Consider the following 12,596-nt stretch of genomic DNA (forward strand, 5'->3'; position numbering starts at 1 on the left):
TCCCTCATACATAAAAGCGTCGGGATTACTTGGAATACAATTCCACCACGAGATGTTCGTTGATGGTAGCGGGTAGTTCGGCGCGTTGTGGTTTGGCCTTGTAAGTGCCTTTCATATCTTTCGCACTCACTTCTACCCATTCCGGAAAGCCACGCTGTTCTGCAGCCAGCAGAGCAGCCTTGATGCGCAGCTGCTGCCTGGATTTCTCACATACTTCCACCACATCGCCGGGTTTGACCACATAGGACGGAATGTTCACGCGCTTGCCGTTCACCAGTATGCTGTTGTGACGTACGACCTGACGTGATTCGGCACGCGAAGCGCCAAATCCCATACGGAATGTAACATTGTCCAAACGGCTTTCCAGGATCTGCAACAGGTTTTCACCGGTCACACCGCGCTGACGGTCGGCTTCTTTGTACACATCACGGAACTGGCGCTCAAGTACGCCGTAGGTACGACGCAGTTTTTGCTTTTCGCGCAGCTGAACACCATAGTCGGAAAGGCGATTGTTCTTCTTCTGGCCGTGCTGACCCGGTGGATAGGGGCGACGTTCAATCGCGCACTTGTCGGTGAAGCACTTCTCGCCTTTAAGAAACAATTTCTCGCCTTCGCGACGGCACTGGCGGCATTTAGCATCAAGATTTCTGGCCACGTTGGGACTCCTGCTTTAGATACGGCGTTTCTTGGGCGGACGGCAGCCGTTATGCGGCACTGGCGTCACGTCGGAAATACTGGTGATTTTAAAACCGGCGTTATTCAATGCGCGAACTGCAGACTCACGGCCTGGACCAGGTCCTTTAATGCGCACCTCAAGATTCTTAACGCCACATTCCTGTGCCAGCTTGCCTGCATTTTCAGCAGCAATCTGAGCAGCAAACGGGGTACTTTTACGCGAACCTTTAAAACCGGCACCGCCTGAAGTCGCCCAGGACAAGGCATTGCCCTGCCGGTCGGTGATAGTAACAATGGTGTTATTAAAGGAAGCATGAATGTGAGCAATGCCTTCCGCCACATTCTTTTTAACCTTCTTACGGACTCTGATATTCGCCTTAGCCATAATTCTCTATTCCTTTATTTGGTCGCGCGAACGGCCTTGCGCGGGCCTTTGCGGGTGCGGGCGTTGGTACGAGTGCGCTGGCCTCGCAATGGCAAACCGCGACGATGGCGCATACCACGATAGCAACCCATATCCATCAGGCGTTTGATGTTCATAGTGACTTCGCGGCGCAGGTCACCCTCAACCGTGTACTTGGCCACGCCTTCGCGCAGCTTTTCCATCTCAGCGTCGGTCAAATCCTTGATCTTGGCTGCTGTATTCACACCCGCGTCCGCACAAATCTTGCGGGAAACGGTGCGGCCGATACCATAAATTGCTGTTAGCGCAATTTCGGCATGTTGGTGGTTCGGGATGTTTACCCCTGCGATACGGGCCATCTAATCACTCCGGAATCGAAAACATTAAATTCTATCATTTAAAGCCAGGCTAAAACAATCAACCTTGGCGTTGCTTGTGGCGTGGGTCTTCACAAATAACCCGAACTACGCCTTTGCGACGTACAATCTTGCATTTACGGCAGATTTTTTTAACTGATGCCCGTACTCTCATGAAAAACTCCTCGACATAACCGTGCATGGCACGGCAAATAACTTACTTGGCACGAAACGTAATTCGAGCCTTGGTCAAATCATACGGCGTCAATTCAACCGTCACTTTGTCGCCTGGCAAAATGCGAATATAGTGCATACGCATTTTTCCGGAGATATGTCCCAAAACAATATGACCATTTTCCAGTTTGACCCTGAAGGTTGCATTCGGCAGGGTCTCCAGAATCTCACCTTGCATCTGGATGGTATCTTCTTTTGACATCTATCGAGCCACCTGCCGCTTAACGCGAAACAAAACCATTACCCTTGAAGTTAGCTTTCTTGAGCAGCCCCTCATATTGGTGGGACATAATGTAAGCCTGAACCTGCGCCATGAAATCCATGGTGACCACCACGATAATCAACAGTGAGGTCCCTCCAAAGTAAAACGGCACATTGAATTTCACTATCAGAAATTCCGGCAGCAAACATACCAGCGTGATATAAATTGCACCCACCAGGGTCAAGCGCCCCATTATTTTATCAATGTAGCGCGCCGTCTGTTCACCAGGCCGAATTCCAGGAACAAAAGCTCCGCTCTTTTTGAGATTATCTGCCGTCTCCTTGGGGTTAAATACCAAGGCGGTATAGAAAAAACAGAAAAAGACAATTGCCGATGCATACAGAATCACGTAAATCGGCTGTCCTGGCGACAATGTCGCACCAACATCTTTCAGCCAGCTCATGCTCTCATGGCTACCGAACCAGCCAGCCAAAGTTGCCGGGAACAAAATAATGCTCGAAGCAAAAATCGGCGGAATCACGCCTGCCATATTTAGCTTAAGCGGCAGATGCGAGCTTTGCCCGCCATAAACCTTGTTCCCTACCTGGCGCTTGGCATAATTCACTAATATTTTTCGCTGGCCCCGCTCTACAAACACTACCAGCGCCGTGACCAGGACTACTGCAACAAACAGCATCAACACCAGAGGAATGGAAAATGCCCCCGTACGCGTCAATTCCAGCGTACCACCAATAGCATGCGGCAACCCGGCAACGATGCCGCCGAAAATAATCATCGAGATCCCGTTGCCAATACCGCGTTCGGTAATCTGTTCACCTAGCCACATCAGAAACATGGTGCCGGCAACCAGCGTCATTACCGCCGTCAGACGAAACATATAGCCCGGGTCAATCACCAAACCTGGCTGCGCTTCCAGCGCAATGGCAATACCCAGCGCCTGGAAAAAAGCCAACCCCACAGTACCATAGCGTGTGTACTGGGTAATCTTTCGGCGCCCGCTTTCACCTTCTTTCTTCAGCGCTTCCAGCTGAGGGGAAACCACCGTCAGCAACTGCATAATGATGGATGCCGATATATATGGCATGATCCCAAGGGCAAACACGGTAAAACGCGACAGCGCACCACCCGAGAACATGTTAAACATGCCCAGGATGCCACCCTCTTGGGAACGGAACAGCTGTTCCAGCGCCACCGGGTCTATGCCAGGAACTGGAATATGCGCTCCTATTCGGTACACTACCAGCGCACCAATCAGGAACAGCAAACGCCGTTTCAAATCGCCGAATTTATCGGCACTGCCTGTACTGGGCTTATTCGCAGCCAAGATTATTCCACGAAGCTGCCGCCGGCAGCTTCAATAGCTGCACGTGCACCTTGCGTAGCCAGCACACCATGCAGCTTCACTGCACGCTTTAATTGGCCGCACAAAATTACTTTTGCCGTCTTGGCACGAGCGTGAACAATACCCGCCTGCTTAAGCACCAGGATATCAATATCATCTACCGGCAGCTTATCCAGATCAGACAACAGCACTTGGGCGGTATCCCCTGAAGTCAGCGAAACAAAGCCGCGTTTGGGCAAACGTCGCTGCAAAGGCATCTGACCGCCTTCGAAGCCAACTTTATGATATCCGCCTGTACGAGATTTCTGACCTTTGTGGCCACGACCCGCAGTCTTGCCGAATCCGCTTCCGATACCACGTCCAACGCGGCGTCTTGCGCTTTTGCTGCCGTCAGCAGGTTTAATAGTATTAAGTTGCATTTAACCCTCGCACTTTACGAGATAATTTACTTTATTAACCATACCGCGATTAGCCGGCGTATCCAGCACTTCCACAGTATGATGCATGCGGCGCAGGCCCAGGCCACGGACGCAAGCACGGTGTGATTGCTTGGTACCAATAACGCTTTTAACCAGCGTTACCTTCATCATTTTGGCAGCAGCAGTACTCATCATTCTTACTCCATGATCTCTTCGACGGATTTGCCGCGCTTGGCAGCAATTTCCGAAGGAGAATTAACTTGCAGCAGACCATTGATGGTTGCACGCACCACGTTATACGGGTTGGTTGAGCCAATGCATTTGGCCAGGATGTTATGCACGCCCATCACTTCAAATACGGCGCGCATCGGGCCACCGGCAATAATTCCGGTACCTTCAGAGGCTGGCTGCATATAAACAACCGCCGCACCATGCTTGCCGATAACGGCGTGATGCAGAGTACCGTTTTTGAGGTTGACTTTAACCAGTTTGCGGCGCGCTTCATCCATCGCCTTCTGTACCGCAACGGGAACTTCACGTGACTTGCCCTTACCCATACCGATACCGCCATCACCATCACCCACCACGGTCAATGCGGCAAAGCCCAAAATGCGGCCGCCCTTCACAACCTTGGTTACACGGTTAACAGCGACCATCTTTTCGCGCAGGCCGTCGGTACTCTCTTGATTTGTTTCAAATCTTGCCATTGTTTACCCCAATTAGAAGCTCAGGCCATGCTCGCGGGCAGCGTCGGCCAAAGCCTTGACGCGTCCGTGGTAGCGGAATCCAGAACGGTCAAACGCCACTTCGCTGATTCCAAGCCCCTTGGCTTTCTCGGCGATACGCTTGCCCACGGCAACTGCTGCACTGATATTGCCGCCGTTGGCAACATCCTTGCGCACATCGACTTCGACGGTGGAGGCGCTGGCCAATACTTTGTCGCCTGTCGCATCGATAATCTGCGCATAGATATGGCAGTTGGAACGGTACACCACGAGACGGGTGACTTTTTGCTCTGCAATGCGAGCACGGGTTTTGCGTGCTCTGCGCAGACGCGCGGTATTCTTGTCCATGATTAACCTTTACCTATTTTTTCTTGGTTTCTTTGAGCGCCACCACTTCGTCGGCATAGCGCACACCCTTGCCCTTGTAAGGCTCCGGCTTACGATACGCGCGTACGTCCGCGGCTACCTGACCCACTTGTTGACGGTCGATACCCTTAATCAGAATCTCAGTCTGAGTAGGCGTTTCCACTTTCACACCTGCCGGCATCTTATGCGCAACCGGATGCGAAAAACCCAATGACAGATTTAATGTATCGCCAGCGGCCTGGGCACGATAACCCACGCCAACGAGAGTAAGCTTCTTTTCAAAACCCTTGGTCACTCCCTGCACCATATTCGCCAGCAGGGCGCGCATGGTACCCGACATTGCATTAGAACGAATACTGTCAGAAGCCGCCTTAAATTGCAGGGTGTCTCCAGCGCGCTCCACGATAACATCGGCATTGGCGCGCTGAGTTAGAGCTCCCAACGGACCTTTAACAGTAATTGCATCTGTACCCAGGGTCACTTCGACCCCAGCGGGTACGGCAACAGGATTTTTAGCTACACGTGACATTGCAATACCTCATCAGGCCACGATGCACAGAACTTCGCCGCCCACGCCGTTGGCGCGCGCTTTGCGATCGGTCATCACCCCATGAGAGGTCGACACGATAGCGATACCCAGTCCGTTCATCACTTTAGGAATTTCCTGGCTGCCTTTATAAATTCGCAGACCAGGGCGGCTTACGCGTTCGATTTTTTCAATTACGGGACGACCGGCATAATATTTGAGACTGATACTCAGCTCAGGCTTGCCGTCATTTTCACGCACTGCAAAATCGTCGATAAAACCTTCGTCTTTTAACACTTGCGCAATCGCCGCCTTAACCTTGGAGGCGGGCATTGCCACACCGGTTTTTTCGACGCTTTGTGCATTGCGAATACGCGTTAGCATATCTGCGATCGGATCACTCATACTCATTCGATATCCCCCGCTTACCAGCTGGCCTTAACCATGCCTGGCACTTCACCACGCATGGCAATTTCACGCAGCTTAATGCGCCCCAGACCAAACTTACTGTATACGCCACGCGGACGACCAGTCAGCTGACAACGATTGCGCAAACGAACCGGGCTAGCATCCCTTGGCAGCTTTTGCAATTTGAGGCGCGCTTCGTAGCGTTCCTCGTCAGACAGTTTTTCGTTACCGGCCGCAGCGAGCAACTCTGCACGCTTGGCAGCGTACTTTTTGACCGTTGCGCGGCGCTTTTTATCACGGTTGATCAAAGCAAGTTTTGCCATGACATCCTCAGTTCTTGAACGGGAATTTAAAAGCGGCCAGCAGTGCGCGCGCTTCTTCGTCGGTATTTGCGGTGGTGGTAATGGTAATGTTCATACCACGCAACGCGTCAATTTTGTCGTACTCAATTTCCGGGAATATGATCTGCTCGCGCACGCCCATATTGTAATTGCCGCGGCCATCAAAAGACTTGCCAGACAACCCGCGAAAGTCCCGAATACGCGGAATAGCAACCGTTACCAAACGGTCCAGAAACTCGTACATGCGCTCGCGGCGCAGCGTTACCATGCAACCCACTGGATAATCATCACGGATTTTAAAGCCGGCGATAGATTTCTTAGACTTAGTGACGACCGCTTTTTGACCAGCGATTTTCTGCATATCACCTACGGCATGCTCCATCACTTTTTTGTCAGCCACCGCCTCGCCCACGCCCATGTTCAACGTAATCTTATCGATACGCGGCACTTCCATCACGGACTTGTAGCCAAACTGCTGAATCAGCTGAGGGGCAACCGTGGTTTTATAAAATTCCTGTAAACGAGCCATGCTTACCCCTTAAGCGTCAACGACTTCGCCGTTAGACTTGAAAACCCGGACCTTGCGACCGTCCTCAAGAACCTTGAATCCAACACGATCTGCACGCTTGGAAGTCGCGTTAAATAATGCGATGTTGGATATATGGATCGGCATTTCTTTAGACACAATCCCGCCCGCATCACCCTTAACCGGATTCGGCTTGACATGTTTTTTTACGCTATTGATGCCCTCAACCAGCAATCGGTCATCATCACGTACACGCAGCACCGAACCGCGCTTACCCTTGTCTTTGCCAGCAATAACAATTACGTCGTCGCCTTTACGAATTTTGTTCACAATCGCCTCCTTACAGCACTTCAGGAGCCAAGGACACAATTTTCATGAAACGCTCGGTACGCAACTCACGCGTCACCGGGCCGAAAATACGTGTGCCAATCGGTTCCAGCTTGTTGTTCAGCAGGACAGCAGCGTTGCCATCGAACTTGATCAACGAGCCATCGGGCCTGCGCACGCCTTTGGCAGTGCGTACCACGACGGCGTTATAAACATCACCTTTTTTGACGCGACCACGAGGGGCAGCATCTTTGATGGTTACCTTGATGATGTCACCAATGCTTGCGTAGCGTCGCTTGGATCCGCCAAGCACCTTGATGCACATAACAGAGCGTGCACCGGTATTGTCGGCAACATCCAGCCTGGACTGCATTTGAATCATTTAAACTCTCCAACTTAACCCGCCGAGCCAGGTTCCCCTGTCAAGACAGCTAGTTTTGGACCCGTACGGGGAAGACCGCCGTTTCCGGCGAGACGAAAAGCGTTAGACTATACCAGCCCTTTAGAAAAAGCGCAACATTATTATGCTGCGCGTCCTTTCTCTACCAACGCGGCAACACGCCATGATTTGGTTTTTGCAATGGGGCGGCACTCTTCGATAATCACCATATCGCCCTCATGAAACTCATTATTCTCATCGTGCGCGTGGTATTTCTTGGACAAGCGCATCACTTTTCCGATCACAGGATGCTTAACCTTGCGCTCGACCAAAACCGTGACTGTTTTGTCCATTTTATCGCTGACGACGCGCCCTGACAGGCTACGTGCAACCTTGATTTCGGCTTCGCTCATTTATTTACCGCTTTCAGTTCGTTCTCGCGCTGAATCGTATGGATACGCGCTATATTTTTGCGCAACTTACCCAGTTCACTGGTTTTGTTGGTTTGCTGAGTCGCCACCTGCATACGCAGACTGAATTGGGCACGCAGCAAATCCAGCAATTCCTGTTTGATTTCAGTAGAGGATTTGGTTCTCAGTTCGCTAGCATTCATAATTAGCTACCTATCATTCTAGTGACAAACGCTGTCTGAATAGGCAGTTTGGCCGCGGCCAGGCGGAAAGCCTCACGCGCCAATACCTCATCAACGCCGTCCATTTCATAAAGCATCTTGCCAGGCTGAATCTCTGCAACGTAGTACTCTGGATTACCTTTACCATTACCCATACGGACTTCAGCCGGTTTTTCCGAAATTGGCTTATCCGGGAAAATACGTATCCAGATACGCCCACCACGCTTGATGTGACGCGTCATAGCTCGGCGCGCAGCTTCAATTTGGCGCGCGGTCAAACGACCACGACCAATTGCTTTCAAGCCATACTCACCAAAGCTGACTTTATTTCCGCGCGTAGCAATGCCGGTATTACGACCTTTTTGCTCTTTGCGATACTTTCTTCTAGTTGGCTGCAGCATGTTTCGCTCCTGGCTTTCTTACGCGTTTTTCCGGTTCGGCCGGGGCTGCTGCAGGCTGCTCGCCCTTGGCCAGCGCGTCACCTTTGTACACCCACACCTTGACACCGATAATGCCATACGTGGTTTTGGCTTCATGAAAGCCATAGTCAATATCCGCACGCAAAGTATGCAGGGGTACACGACCCTCGCGATACCATTCGGTACGCGCAATCTCCGCGCCGTTCAAGCGGCCAGAGCTCATGATCTTGATGCCCTGCGCACCCAGACGCATGGCATTCTGCATCGCGCGCTTCATGGCGCGACGAAACATGATGCGCTTTTCCAGCTGGCTGGCAATATTTGCGGCAATTAGCTGCGCATCGACTTCAGGCTTGCGCACCTCCTCAATATTGATATGTACCGGTACGCCCATCATTTTCTGGACTTGTGATTTCAGCGCCTCGATATCCTCGCCTTTTTTACCAATCACGATACCAGGACGCGCACTGTGAATAGTGATGCGCGCGTTTTTGGCCGGGCGCTCGATGACAATCTTGCTTACCGATGCATTTGCCAGCTTCTTTTTCAGGAAGTCGCGGACTTTCACATCCTCATTCAAGGTTGCAGCAAACGTGCGGTTACCTGCATACCACTTGGAAGTCCAGTTACGCGCGACCGCCAGGCGAAACCCAATCGGGTGGATCTTCTGTCCCATGCTCGTTCCTTATTCGTCGCCGACCGTCACAACAATGTGACAAGTCTGTTTGTTGATGCGGTTACCACGACCTTTGGCACGCGCCATGAATCGCTTCATGGAAGGCCCCTGGTCAACGGTAATAACAGCGACTTTTAATTCATCGATGTCCGCGCCCTCGTTATGCTCAGCATTGGCTATAGCCGATTCCAGCACTTTCTTGATTACGCCCGCGCCTTTTTTTGGACTAAAGGCCAGGATATTCAGCGCCTTATCCACGGGCAAGCCGCGAATCTGATCAGCCACCAACCGGCCTTTTTGTGCCGACATGTGGGTGCCTCGTAATACTGCAGAAACTCTCATCATGGCTCCTATCTCTTGGCTTTCTTGTCGGCCGCGTGCCCTTTGAAGGTGCGAGTCAATGAAAACTCACCCAACTTGTGGCCTACCATGTTTTCGGAAATAAACACTGGCACATGCTGCTTGCCATTGTGAACTGCTATTGTCAGACCAATGAAATCTGGCAGCACCGTAGAACGGCGTGACCAGGTTTTAATCGGCCGCTTATCATTACCCGCGCGCGCTGCATCCACCTTCTTTTGCAGATGATCGTCAACAAACGGGCCTTTTTTAACTGAACGTGGCATAACTCTTTACCCTTTAACGTTTATGACGACGACGCACAATCATGCCGCTGGTGCGTTTGTTGCGGCGCGTACGGAAACCCTTGGCCGGTACACCCCACGGACTGACCGGGTGGCGGCCTGCCGCCGTTTTACCCTCACCACCACCGTGCGGGTGATCAACAGGGTTCATCACCACACCACGAACCGTTGGACGGATACCGCGCCAACGAGTCGCACCTGCCTTACCCAAAGAACGCAAGGAATGTTCGCCATTGCCAACCTCGCCAATGGTAGCGCGGCAGTCAACGTGAACCTTGCGAATCTCGCCAGAGCGTAAGCGCAATTGCGCATAACTTCCTTCGCGCGCCAGCAACTGCACCGAAGTGCCGGCGGAGCGCGCAATCTGCGCACCTTTGCCAGGCAACATTTCTACGCAATGCACGGTGGTACCTACCGGAATATTCCGCAAGGGCAAGGTATTACCCGCTTTGATTGGGGCATCGGACCCATTCATCAACTGCATGCCGGCTTCGATACCTTTGGGAGCAATCACGTAGCGGCGCTCACCGTCGGCATAACACAGCAAAGCCAGATGGGCACTACGATTAGGGTCGTATTCCAGACGTTCGACCTTCGCCGGAATGCCATCCTTGTTGCGACGGAAATCCACCAAACGGTAATGCTGTTTATGACCACCACCCATGTGACGCGTGGTAATGTGGCCGTTGTTGTTGCGTCCCGCGGTTTTGCTTTTGCTTTCCACCAGGGAAGCAATCGGTTTGCCTTTGTGCAAACCGGGAGTGACAACCTTGACGACAGCGCGGCGGCCAGGGGAAGTTGGTTTAACTTTAATAAGTGCCATTTTTATTTACTCCTACTGCCCGGCCGTGAAGTTGATTTCCTGCCCTGGCTTCAGGCAGACAAAGGCTTTTTTCCAGTCGCTGCGGCGACCCATGAAGCGACCGAAGCGCTTTTGTTTGCCCTTGACATTGGCAATCTGCACACTCTCCACCTGCACCTTGAACAGCAACTCAACAGCAGCTTTGACCTCAGGCTTGGTAGCATCCGAAGCTACACGGAAAATAACCTGTTCATGCTTGTCTGCAACGTAAGTGCTTTTTTCTGAAACCTGCGGCGCAAGGATAACCTGCAGCAAACGCGCATCATTGAATTTAGTGGGGCTCATGCCAGCATCTCCTCAACCATCTTGACCGCATTTTTGGTCATCAGCACATTATCGAAATGCACCATGCTTACCGGGTCGATGTGACGCACTTCCACCACCAGCACATTGGGCAGATTGCGCGAGGACATCCACAAGTTGTCGTCCAGGCTGTCGGTCACAATCATGACGTGACCCAAACCCATCCCCTTCAACCTGTTTGCCAGGTCTTTGGTCTTGGGTGCAGCCATGGACATGCTGTCCACTACTGACAAACGACCTTCGCTGGCCAGCTTCGACATAATCGAAGCAATACCCGCACGGTACATCTTGCGATTGACCTTTTGCGTGAAATTTTCTTCAGGACTGTTCGGGAAAGCACGACCACCTCCACGCCAAATCGGGCTGGAAGTCATACCAGAACGGGCGCGACCGGTGCCTTTCTGACGCCACGGCTTTTTGGTGCTGTGCTTGACCGTGCGACGATCTTTTTGTGCACGGTCACCACTACGGGCATTCGCCATATACGCAGTGACCACTTGGTGCACCAGCGCTTCGTTGTATTCGCGCCCGAATAATTCGTCGGAAGCGACCAGTGTACTGGTCGCCTGACCTTGCTCGTTGATTACCTTAAGTTCCATTATGCACCTGCCTTCACACTGGGGCGCACTACCACGTGCCCACCCTTGGACCCAGGCACAGCGCCTTTGATCAGGATTAACTGGCGCTCAGTATCTACACGAACCACTTCCAGCTTCTGCACGGTACGCTGAACCGCACCCAGATGGCCGGTCATTCGCTTGCCCGGAAAAACACGACCGGGATCCTGCGCCTGACCAATCGATCCAGGCACATTGTGGGAACGCGAGTTACCGTGCGAGGCGCGGTTAGATGAGAAGTGGTGGCGCTTGATAACACCGGCATAACCCTTACCCTGGGTGGTACCGGTTACATCCACCAATTGTCCGGCCTGGAAAATTTCCACGCTGACCACGCCACCCAGCTGCAATGAAGCAGCATCGGCATCGGTCAGGCGAAATTCCTTGAGAAGCGTACCCGCTTCTACTGCAGCCTTGGCGAGATGCCCCGCTTCAGCCTTGGTTACACGGCTGGCACGACGCACACCATAGGCAACCTGCACTGCCGCATAGCCATCGGTAGCAGGGGTCTTGATCTGGGTCACACGGTTGTTCGACACATCCAGCACAGTGACAGGGACGGTTGAACCATCCTCGGCAAACAGCCTGGTCATGCCGATCTTGCGACCGACGAGTCCTAAACTCATTTTTCTATCCTTAGCAAAAAGGCGCCGATTTCAATTGACCGGCATTTTTTATCCCCGGGAAAACCGCCCGGTACGGATACAAACTTAAACTTTGATTTCTACTTCCACGCCCGCAGGCAAGTCCAGCTTCATTAACGCATCTACGGTTTTGTCTGTAGGATCGATAATATCCATCAGACGTAAATGGGTACGAATTTCGAACTGATCGCGCGAGGTTTTGTTGACGTGAGGGGAACGCAATACGTCAAAGCGCTCTATCGAGGTTGGCAGAGGCACAGGACCCTTTACCACCGCACCCGTACGTTTCGCAGTCTCGACGATTTCGAGTGCGGACTGGTCAATAAGGCGATAGTCAAACGCCTTGAGGCGGATGCGAATTTTCTGGTTTTGCATAGCAGTACCCTAAAGAGCAGAACATCAAACGCGAAAAGGCGGAATTATACCGCCCTTTTGCACTTTTCAGCAAACTTGTTATTACTCGACGATTTTCGCGACCACACCGGCGCCGACGGTACGACCACCTTCACGTATCGCGAAGCGCAGGCCTTCTTCCATCGCCACCGGCGCA

The 12,596-nt window shown here is 52.2% G+C and carries 28 protein-coding genes; all 28 read right to left on the bottom strand.

Going from position 1 to position 12,596, the window contains the following annotated elements:
- Positions 1 to 25 precede the first annotated feature (25 nt).
- The gene (rpsD, locus tag EI185_RS10660) at positions 26 to 655 is read right to left on the bottom strand and encodes a 30S ribosomal protein S4 (protein WP_124705128.1); all 630 of its coding nucleotides are present in this window, start codon (positions 653 to 655) and stop codon (positions 26 to 28) included.
- 15 nt (positions 656 to 670) lie between these two features.
- A complete protein-coding gene (gene rpsK / locus EI185_RS10665) occupies positions 671 to 1,060 on the bottom strand; it encodes a 30S ribosomal protein S11 (RefSeq protein WP_087447756.1) in 390 nt (129 codons plus the stop codon).
- 14 nt (positions 1,061 to 1,074) lie between these two features.
- Positions 1,075 to 1,437, bottom strand: a complete 363-nt coding sequence (rpsM, locus tag EI185_RS10670; protein ID WP_124705129.1) for a 30S ribosomal protein S13 — start codon at positions 1,435 to 1,437, stop codon at positions 1,075 to 1,077.
- Between the two features lie 58 nt (positions 1,438 to 1,495).
- Positions 1,496 to 1,609, bottom strand: coding sequence for a 50S ribosomal protein L36 (gene rpmJ, locus EI185_RS10675; RefSeq protein ID WP_124705130.1), 114 nt, complete (start codon positions 1,607 to 1,609; stop codon positions 1,496 to 1,498).
- Positions 1,610 to 1,651: 42 nt separating this feature from the next.
- Positions 1,652 to 1,870 (bottom strand): translation initiation factor IF-1, encoded by a 219-nt coding sequence (infA, locus tag EI185_RS10680; protein WP_124705131.1) that lies wholly within the window; start codon positions 1,868 to 1,870, stop codon positions 1,652 to 1,654.
- A gap of 19 nt (positions 1,871 to 1,889) precedes the next feature.
- Positions 1,890 to 3,215: a preprotein translocase subunit SecY gene (secY, locus tag EI185_RS10685; RefSeq protein ID WP_124705132.1), complete on the bottom strand. Its 1,326-nt coding sequence runs from the start codon at positions 3,213 to 3,215 to the stop codon at positions 1,890 to 1,892.
- Between the two features lie 2 nt (positions 3,216 to 3,217).
- A complete protein-coding gene (gene rplO / locus EI185_RS10690; RefSeq protein ID WP_124705133.1) occupies positions 3,218 to 3,652 on the bottom strand; it encodes a 50S ribosomal protein L15 in 435 nt (144 codons plus the stop codon).
- Positions 3,653 to 3,844, bottom strand: coding sequence for a 50S ribosomal protein L30 (gene rpmD / locus EI185_RS10695; protein ID WP_124705167.1), 192 nt, complete (start codon positions 3,842 to 3,844; stop codon positions 3,653 to 3,655).
- A 5-nt stretch (positions 3,845 to 3,849) separates the two neighbouring features.
- Positions 3,850 to 4,359 (bottom strand): 30S ribosomal protein S5, encoded by a 510-nt coding sequence (gene rpsE / locus EI185_RS10700; protein WP_124705134.1) that lies wholly within the window; start codon positions 4,357 to 4,359, stop codon positions 3,850 to 3,852.
- A 12-nt stretch (positions 4,360 to 4,371) separates the two neighbouring features.
- The gene (gene rplR / locus EI185_RS10705; protein ID WP_124705135.1) at positions 4,372 to 4,725 is read right to left on the bottom strand and encodes a 50S ribosomal protein L18; all 354 of its coding nucleotides are present in this window, start codon (positions 4,723 to 4,725) and stop codon (positions 4,372 to 4,374) included.
- Positions 4,726 to 4,738: 13 nt separating this feature from the next.
- On the bottom strand, positions 4,739 to 5,272 hold the full coding sequence (gene rplF, locus EI185_RS10710; RefSeq protein WP_124705136.1) for a 50S ribosomal protein L6: 534 nt from the start codon (positions 5,270 to 5,272) through the stop codon (positions 4,739 to 4,741).
- 12 nt (positions 5,273 to 5,284) lie between these two features.
- A complete protein-coding gene (gene rpsH / locus EI185_RS10715; protein ID WP_124705137.1) occupies positions 5,285 to 5,680 on the bottom strand; it encodes a 30S ribosomal protein S8 in 396 nt (131 codons plus the stop codon).
- A 14-nt stretch (positions 5,681 to 5,694) separates the two neighbouring features.
- Complete coding sequence (gene rpsN / locus EI185_RS10720) at positions 5,695 to 6,000, bottom strand: 30S ribosomal protein S14 (RefSeq protein WP_124705138.1); 306 nt, start codon at positions 5,998 to 6,000, stop codon at positions 5,695 to 5,697.
- Between the two features lie 7 nt (positions 6,001 to 6,007).
- On the bottom strand, positions 6,008 to 6,547 hold the full coding sequence (rplE, locus tag EI185_RS10725; RefSeq protein WP_124705139.1) for a 50S ribosomal protein L5: 540 nt from the start codon (positions 6,545 to 6,547) through the stop codon (positions 6,008 to 6,010).
- A 9-nt stretch (positions 6,548 to 6,556) separates the two neighbouring features.
- Positions 6,557 to 6,874, bottom strand: a complete 318-nt coding sequence (gene rplX, locus EI185_RS10730) for a 50S ribosomal protein L24 (protein ID WP_124705140.1) — start codon at positions 6,872 to 6,874, stop codon at positions 6,557 to 6,559.
- A gap of 10 nt (positions 6,875 to 6,884) precedes the next feature.
- Positions 6,885 to 7,253, bottom strand: a complete 369-nt coding sequence (gene rplN, locus EI185_RS10735) for a 50S ribosomal protein L14 (protein WP_124705141.1) — start codon at positions 7,251 to 7,253, stop codon at positions 6,885 to 6,887.
- 140 nt (positions 7,254 to 7,393) lie between these two features.
- Positions 7,394 to 7,663: a 30S ribosomal protein S17 gene (gene rpsQ / locus EI185_RS10740; RefSeq protein ID WP_124705142.1), complete on the bottom strand. Its 270-nt coding sequence runs from the start codon at positions 7,661 to 7,663 to the stop codon at positions 7,394 to 7,396.
- Entirely contained in the window at positions 7,660 to 7,863 is a 204-nt protein-coding gene (rpmC, locus tag EI185_RS10745; protein WP_124705143.1) for a 50S ribosomal protein L29, read from the bottom strand. The genes rpsQ and rpmC overlap by 4 nt, the downstream gene beginning before the upstream one ends.
- 2 nt (positions 7,864 to 7,865) lie before the next feature.
- Positions 7,866 to 8,282, bottom strand: a complete 417-nt coding sequence (gene rplP, locus EI185_RS10750) for a 50S ribosomal protein L16 (RefSeq protein ID WP_124705144.1) — start codon at positions 8,280 to 8,282, stop codon at positions 7,866 to 7,868.
- Positions 8,266 to 8,976, bottom strand: a complete 711-nt coding sequence (rpsC, locus tag EI185_RS10755; RefSeq protein ID WP_124705145.1) for a 30S ribosomal protein S3 — start codon at positions 8,974 to 8,976, stop codon at positions 8,266 to 8,268. Before rpsC ends, rplP begins: the two co-directional genes overlap by 17 nt.
- A gap of 9 nt (positions 8,977 to 8,985) precedes the next feature.
- Positions 8,986 to 9,318 (bottom strand): 50S ribosomal protein L22, encoded by a 333-nt coding sequence (gene rplV / locus EI185_RS10760; protein WP_124705168.1) that lies wholly within the window; start codon positions 9,316 to 9,318, stop codon positions 8,986 to 8,988.
- An 8-nt stretch (positions 9,319 to 9,326) separates the two neighbouring features.
- Positions 9,327 to 9,602: a 30S ribosomal protein S19 gene (rpsS, locus tag EI185_RS10765; RefSeq protein ID WP_124705146.1), complete on the bottom strand. Its 276-nt coding sequence runs from the start codon at positions 9,600 to 9,602 to the stop codon at positions 9,327 to 9,329.
- Positions 9,603 to 9,615: 13 nt separating this feature from the next.
- Entirely contained in the window at positions 9,616 to 10,443 is an 828-nt protein-coding gene (gene rplB, locus EI185_RS10770) for a 50S ribosomal protein L2 (RefSeq protein WP_124705147.1), read from the bottom strand.
- A gap of 12 nt (positions 10,444 to 10,455) precedes the next feature.
- Positions 10,456 to 10,767, bottom strand: a complete 312-nt coding sequence (rplW, locus tag EI185_RS10775) for a 50S ribosomal protein L23 (protein ID WP_124705148.1) — start codon at positions 10,765 to 10,767, stop codon at positions 10,456 to 10,458.
- Positions 10,764 to 11,384, bottom strand: coding sequence for a 50S ribosomal protein L4 (rplD, locus tag EI185_RS10780; RefSeq protein ID WP_124705149.1), 621 nt, complete (start codon positions 11,382 to 11,384; stop codon positions 10,764 to 10,766). Before rplD ends, rplW begins: the two co-directional genes overlap by 4 nt.
- On the bottom strand, positions 11,384 to 12,028 hold the full coding sequence (gene rplC, locus EI185_RS10785) for a 50S ribosomal protein L3 (protein ID WP_124705150.1): 645 nt from the start codon (positions 12,026 to 12,028) through the stop codon (positions 11,384 to 11,386). The genes rplD and rplC overlap by 1 nt, the downstream gene beginning before the upstream one ends.
- 84 nt (positions 12,029 to 12,112) lie before the next feature.
- A complete protein-coding gene (gene rpsJ / locus EI185_RS10790; RefSeq protein WP_124705151.1) occupies positions 12,113 to 12,421 on the bottom strand; it encodes a 30S ribosomal protein S10 in 309 nt (102 codons plus the stop codon).
- An 81-nt stretch (positions 12,422 to 12,502) separates the two neighbouring features.
- Positions 12,503 to 12,596 (bottom strand): EF-Tu C-terminal domain-related protein (locus EI185_RS10795; protein WP_502697137.1); only part of this gene is annotated, 94 nt, incomplete at its 5' end.

The sequence above is a fragment of the Sulfuriferula multivorans genome (assembly GCF_003851125.1).
GTDB classification, from domain to species: Bacteria; Pseudomonadota; Gammaproteobacteria; order Burkholderiales; family Sulfuriferulaceae; genus Sulfuriferula; species Sulfuriferula multivorans.